The sequence below is a fragment of the Amycolatopsis kentuckyensis genome (assembly GCF_002155975.1).
Taxonomy (GTDB): Bacteria; Actinomycetota; Actinomycetes; order Mycobacteriales; family Pseudonocardiaceae; genus Amycolatopsis; species Amycolatopsis kentuckyensis.
Genome location: NZ_MUMI01000673.1, coordinates 1 through 4,538, shown reverse-complemented (window position 1 = coordinate 4,538; position 4,538 = coordinate 1). Strand labels below are relative to the sequence as shown.

The window sequence follows — 4,538 nt, the reverse complement described above, 5'->3', positions numbered from 1 at the left end:
ACCGGTGAGTGAACCCGCGAGCGGCCGGTTCCGCCACCGAAAATGCGCCGTGCCCCGGCGTCGCGGCCCGGCTGCCAGGCCTACCGGCAGCTGCAGGAAGACGGCGTTCTGGAGTTCCGGCGCGGCCGCGGGGCCCGGGTCGCGTCCGCCGTCACGGAACCGGAACCGGCTCCGGTCACCGAGGCGGCCCGGGCGCTCGTGGCCGTCGCTCGGCGGCACCGTTGACGAAGCCACGCGAGGTACCGGGCGGAGTGCCCGAGGGTGAGCCTGCGCCGTCCGGGCGCCCACTGAACGCCGGCGCCGGGGCGTCGGTGATGCTGTGACCGTGGAGTACGTGTCCGGAGTGCCGCGTCCACCGCTGGACGGGCTGATCGACGACCTCTACTACCTGGAGGGCGCGTCGCCGTACGCCCGGCTGACGCTGCCGGCCATGCCCGCTGCGTTGCTCATCGTCAACCTGGGTCCGCCGTTCCGCATCCGCGGCGGCGCCGACGCCGAGGCGGCCGAGTACGCCGACGGCTGCGTGGTCACCATGCCCAGCCGCGCCTTCGAGTTCGGCTACCCCCGCCGGACCCGGTCCGTCGGCGTGCACTTCAAACCCTGGGGGCTGGCGCCGTTCCTGCCGGTGCCCGCCGTCGAACTGTGCGACCGGCCGGTGACGCTGGAGCAGGTCTGGGGCCGGCCCGCCGTTGCCGAGCTGCGCGACCGGCTGGCCACGGCGGACGGGCCGCACGGGATGCTGACGCTGCTCGAGGAGGAGCTGCGGCGACGGCTGCGCGAGACCGCCGGCCTGGGGCTGGTCCGCCACACGAGCCGCGTCATCGCGGCGGCCGGCGGGGCGGTGACCATCGGCGACCTGAGCACGGCGGCCGGTGTCAGCGGCACCCACCTGGCCCAGCGGTTCAAGCAGCTCATCGGCGTCACGCCGAAGCGGCTGGCCCGCACCCACCGCTTCACCGCCACCGTGTTCGCGATCGACCCGGCCGGACCGATCGACTGGAGCGACCTCGCCGGTGGCGCCGGCTACTTCGACCAGGCCCACTTCGGCCACGAGTTCCGGGCGTTCACCGGGCTCACCCCCACCCGGTACGTCGAAGTCCGGCGGCGGTTCCTGCGCGAACACCCCGGCCACGTGCTGGACGGCTGGCCGCTGCCCGCCGATTGATTTCTTACAAGAGCGACGGCGCACGACCCGCTAATTTCGGGGCACCCCAAGCAGAGGAGAGCCCCGTGGGCAAGGTCGTCATGTACAGCTCGGTGTCGGTGGACGGCTTCGTCGCGGACGAGAACGACCAGCCCGGCCCGTTGTTCGACTGGTTGTCCGGCGGTGACGTCCCGTTGGACGAGAGCGGCGCGGTGAAGGTGTCGCAGACGTCCTACGACTACACCCGGCCGTACTGGGACCGGATCGGGGCGACCGTCGTCGGCCGCCACGTCTTCGACCTGACGGACGGCTGGGACGGGAAGCCGCCGGGCGGGGTCGACCACGTGGTCGTCGTGACGCACCGGCCGGCGCCCGAGGGCTGGGACCCCGAGGCGCCGTTCCACTTCGCCGACGGCGTCGAGGCGGCCGTGGCGAAGGCGCAGGAGCTCGCGGGTGACCGCCTGGTCGAGGTCGCCGCCGGCGACGTCGGCGGCCAGGTGCTGGCCGCGGGCCTGGTCGACGAGGTGCGCATGGACGTCGTCCCGGTCGTGTTCGGGTCCGGCAAGCGCTACTTCGGGCCGGTCCACGCGCAGCACCTGCTGGAGGACCCCGACGTGGCGATCCGGGGCAACCGGGTGCTGCACCTGCGCTATCGGGTGCGCCGCTGACCGATCCCGCGTTCTATCGTGCCGCCCCGCTCGCGCCCGACCTCGACGCGATGCGGGCCTCCTCCGAATCCTCGTACGCCGAGTTGCGGGAGTACGAGCCCCGGATCGACCAGCTCCGCGCCGAAGCCGCCGCGGACTCAGCCGTGCAGGGCGCTGCCGGCCTGCCAGGCGCTCCAGCTGATCGCCCAGTCGCCGTGGCCGTTGTTGATGGCCAGCTGCGGGCCGCCCGAGTTGGTGACCTCGACGACGTCGCCGACGTTGAAGTTGTCGAAGAACCACTTGGCGTTCTCGGTGTTCATGTTGAGACAGCCGTTGGAGACGTTGTCGCTGCCCTGCACGCCGACCGTCTTCAGGTTCTCGTGCAGGTACTCGCCGTCGCTCGAGATCCGGACGTTCCAGTTCTCCGGCGCCTTGTAGTACCCCGGGTCGCCCTCGCACACGCCGTAGCTGCAGGAGTCCATGATCTTCGAGGCCTCCTTCCCCAGCACGGTGTGCGTGCCGTTGAAGGTCGGCGTCGGGCCCCGCGGCGGGGTGTTCGCGGTCTTGCCCATGCTGGTCGGCGCGGTCTTCACCAGCTGCCCGTTGTGGTAGGCCTTGATCTGGTGGGTCTTGCCGTCCGCCTTGGCGATCCAGGAGTCGTGGATCTTGTAGGTGGCCGAGACGTCCTGGCCGCCGTACGCGCCGCCGCCGATCGGCGTGCCGAAGGTCGTGGTCTCGAGCTTCACGGTCGAGCCGGCCTTCCAGTAGTCCTTGGGCCGGAAGTGCACTTCGCGCTTGCCCACCCAGTACCAGCCGCCCTCCTGGGCGGGCGAGGACGTCACCTTGAAGGACTTCTCGACCGTGGCCTTGTCGGTGATGTCGTGGTCGAACTTCAGGCCGATGATCAGGCCGACGCCGAAGTCGCCCGACGCCGCCTGGAAGAGCGCGGGCGAAGCGACCGCGGCCGGCTTGAGCGTGTGCACTTCCCCGCGCTGCTCGGTCGCCGCGCCCGCCTGGTTCACCGCGGTGGCGACCACCTGGTAGGTGGCCGCGTACCGGAGGCGGTCCTTGCTGGTCCACGTCGTCTTGTCCGGCGAGAGATCGCCTTCGACGGCGTTGCCGGTCTGCGGGTTCGTGACCGCGACCGCCTGCAGCGTCCCCCCGGACGCCTTGACGACGATCGGGTCCTTCGGGCTCAGCTGGTCCCCGCCCTCGAACGCCACGGTCGCGGCGGGTACGCCGGGCGCCGCCGCCGTTCCGGTCGCGCCGGCCACCCCGACCGCCTGCGCGGTCCCGCCGGTCTCGGACTGTCCACTGCACGCCGCCAGCACCAGGGCGGCCAGGCCGAGGCCGGCCATGCGGATCATTCTCACGATCATCGGACGCGCCAGGCGGCCCGAAGTTGTGTAACGATCCGATTTCCCGGGAGGAGGCCGGGCAGACTCGTGCCGGCGGCACGAAAGGAGGTGGTGGCGCGGAACCGCACTTCCCCTGCGGCCGCACCACCACCCGGCACACACTGTACCCCATCCTCGAACTGGTGTTCGAGCGGGGTCGTCCTGCCCGGATCCGCACAAAGCGGCCGCTTACAATGGGCACGACCGCGTGGGCGGGCGAGCTGGGAGGAACACCGGATGACGATGTCGCTGTCGGCCGAGCTCTGGCCGGACGTGCAGCCGGAGACGGCCCGGCGGCTGATGCTGGCCGGCGTCGAGGCCTTCGCCCAGCGCGGCTACCACGCCACCACCACGCGGGACATCGCCGGCGCCGCGGGGATGTCGCCCGCCGCGCTCTACGTGCACTTCCCCTCCAAGGCCGCGCTGCTGTTCGCGATCAGCCGGTACGGCCACGAGCAGACCCTCGCGCTGGTCGAGAACGTCGTCGCCAAGGAATCCGACCCGGTCGAGCGGATCCGGCTGATCGTCGAGGACTTCGTGGCCTGGCACGCGCGGCGCCACACCGTCGCGCGGGTCGTCCAGTACGAGCTGCAGGCGCTGCCCGAGCAGGAGTTCGAGGTGGTCGCCGCGCTGCGGCGCCGGATCGAGCGGATCGTGCGGGAGGTCATCGCCGAGGGCGCCGACAGCGGCGTGTTCACGGTGTCCGATCCGCACGTCGCCGCCCGGGCCGTGCTTTCGCTCGGCGTGGACGTCGCCCGCTGGTACAGCGAGCGCGCCCGCCAGACGCCGGCCGCGCTCGGCACCGAGTACGGCGGGCTCGTGCTGCGCATGCTCGGCGTGCCCGCCGAGTAGCGGACACGAGCTGACCGCTATGTGCGGCAAGGTGGCCTCGTGCACCACGTCCTCGACGCGCGGGCCCTCAACCGCGCCACCCTCGCCCGCCAGCTGCTGCTCGAGCGCGCCGATCTGCCCGTCTTCGACGCCGTCGCCCACCTCGGCGGCCTGCAGGCGCAGGAACCGCAGGAACCGTTCACCGGGCTGTGGTCGCGGCTGCGCGCGTTCGACCCGGCCGCGCTGGACACGCTGCTGACCGGACGGCGCGTCGTGCGGACCCACCTCATGCGCCGCACGGTCCACCTGCTCACCGCCGACGACGTCCTCGCGTGGCGGAGCCGGTTCGACACCATGCTGCGGCAGCGGGTCGTCACCACCTACCGCCGCGAACTCGAGGGCGTGGACTTCGCCGAGCTCGCCGCGGCGGGCCGGGCGGTGCTGGCCGACGGCGAACCCCGCTCGATGGGCGAGCTGGCGCGGGCGGTCGCCGACCGGTGGCCCGGCCCGGGCCCGCGG

The 4,538-nt window shown here is 72.4% G+C and carries 6 protein-coding genes; 5 read left to right on the top strand and 1 reads right to left on the bottom strand.

Annotated features, from left to right (window positions below; all coding sequences use genetic code 11):
• The first annotated feature begins 42 nt into the window (after positions 1-42).
• The 3 genes from CCN39_RS45335 to CCN39_RS45325 all read left to right on the top strand — a co-directional run bounded on the left by CCN39_RS45335 (position 43) and on the right by CCN39_RS45325 (position 1,812).
• Positions 43-225, top strand: coding sequence for a GntR family transcriptional regulator (locus CCN39_RS45335; RefSeq protein WP_086853090.1), 183 nt, complete (start codon positions 43-45; stop codon positions 223-225).
• A gap of 118 nt (positions 226-343) precedes the next feature.
• Positions 344-1,165: a helix-turn-helix domain-containing protein gene (locus tag CCN39_RS45330; RefSeq protein WP_086853093.1), complete on the top strand. Its 822-nt coding sequence runs from the start codon at positions 344-346 to the stop codon at positions 1,163-1,165.
• A gap of 65 nt (positions 1,166-1,230) precedes the next feature.
• On the top strand, positions 1,231-1,812 hold the full coding sequence (locus CCN39_RS45325; protein WP_086853088.1) for a dihydrofolate reductase family protein: 582 nt from the start codon (positions 1,231-1,233) through the stop codon (positions 1,810-1,812).
• A 137-nt stretch (positions 1,813-1,949) separates the two neighbouring features.
• Here CCN39_RS45325 and CCN39_RS45320 read toward each other — a convergent pair whose 3' ends face one another.
• Positions 1,950-3,158: a L,D-transpeptidase gene (locus CCN39_RS45320; protein ID WP_086853086.1), complete on the bottom strand. Its 1,209-nt coding sequence runs from the start codon at positions 3,156-3,158 to the stop codon at positions 1,950-1,952.
• Positions 3,159-3,425: 267 nt separating this feature from the next.
• Between CCN39_RS45320 and CCN39_RS45315 the strand changes: the two genes are divergently transcribed.
• Both CCN39_RS45315 and CCN39_RS45310 read left to right on the top strand, forming a co-directional pair.
• Positions 3,426-4,040, top strand: a complete 615-nt coding sequence (locus CCN39_RS45315) for a TetR/AcrR family transcriptional regulator (RefSeq protein WP_086853084.1) — start codon at positions 3,426-3,428, stop codon at positions 4,038-4,040.
• A 39-nt stretch (positions 4,041-4,079) separates the two neighbouring features.
• Positions 4,080-4,538 (top strand): DNA glycosylase AlkZ-like family protein (locus tag CCN39_RS45310; protein ID WP_143264413.1); only part of this gene is annotated, 459 nt, incomplete at its 3' end.